Genomic DNA, 1,161 nt, shown 5'->3' with positions numbered 1-1,161 from the left:
CAATATGGGGAATGGCTCAAAAGTTAACACCAGACCGAAACCGTGCAACAATCGCAATTGCAACTGCCGCAATCGCCCTATTATGGCCAAGTAGCTGGACACAAGTAATTCTCATTATAGTATCTGGTTTCATCGGTTGGTTTTTATATCGTGGTCAGCCAGTTAGCCAAGCTCATAAAATAAACGTACCTATTTCAAAAATGGTAGCCATATCTTGTCTCGTCTTATTCTTCGGACTATTAATACTGTTACCGATGTTACGACCATACTCTTATTTCATCTCTTTATTTGACAGCTTCTATCGCTCTGGTGCACTTGTATTTGGCGGAGGGCATGTCGTACTTCCTCTTCTTGAAAGTGAGTTTGTACAAAACGGGATGATGACAAAAGAACAATTTCTTGCTGGATACGGATTAACACAAGCAGTGCCAGGGCCACTATTTACATTCGCTTCTTATATAGGAGCAGTGCTAAATGGAACCGCCGGAGCAGTTGTTGCAACGATCGCTATCTTTCTTCCTGCCTTCCTGCTCGTTGTTGGCGTTTTACCATTTTGGGACAGTGTAAGGAGAGTATCTTACATACAAGGTGCACTACTTGGAGTAAACGCAGCCGTTGTCGGCATTTTACTTGCAGCTTTTTATGATCCAATTTGGACGAGTACAATTATGAATTCTGTAGATTTCGTTTTTGCTTCTCTTCTATTTTGCTTACTCGCTTTTTGGAAAACACCACCTTGGRTTATCGTTATAATCGGGGCCTTCGGTGGATATGTTYTATCCATTTTGTAAGCACAAAAAACGACGGCCCCATTTAGCCGTCGTTTTCCTATTAAAACTTCACAAGCTCCATTCCCTCAGGAAGCTCACTCTCCGTTAAAATACGCAACTCTTTCACGCGATCCATTACGTAAGAAGAACGTTTCACAAGCTCTGGGTCAATATAAGCTGGATGCACCATAATTTCTACCGTTTGCTCATCCTGTACTCTTTCTTTTAACTGCACAAAGTAATCTTCCGTCACACCGTCAGCGTAAAAGTCACTGTAAAACACATCTGAAAATGGGCGCACCGCTCGCTCTTCTTCACAACGACGAATTGGAACATTATATTTACTTGCTAATCTCTCAAGAACGTCGTGTAAAAGCGGTAATCCATGCAC

Annotated in this window: 2 protein-coding genes; one reads left to right on the top strand and one right to left on the bottom strand. The window is 42.0% G+C overall.

Going from position 1 to position 1,161, the window contains the following annotated elements; translation table 11 throughout:
* Positions 1–791, top strand: a 791-nt coding sequence (gene chrA / locus AC1DJR_RS30675; protein ID WP_477004333.1) for a chromate efflux transporter, incomplete at its 5' end; no start/stop codon positions are given.
* Between the two features lie 40 nt (positions 792–831).
* Here chrA and AC1DJR_RS30670 read toward each other — a convergent pair.
* Positions 832–1,161: ChbG/HpnK family deacetylase (locus AC1DJR_RS30670; RefSeq protein ID WP_477004332.1), on the bottom strand; the 330-nt coding region annotated here is incomplete at its 5' end.

The organism is Bacillus sp. 05T31 (assembly GCF_056396725.1).
This window is presented reverse-complemented; position numbering and strand designations above follow the sequence as displayed.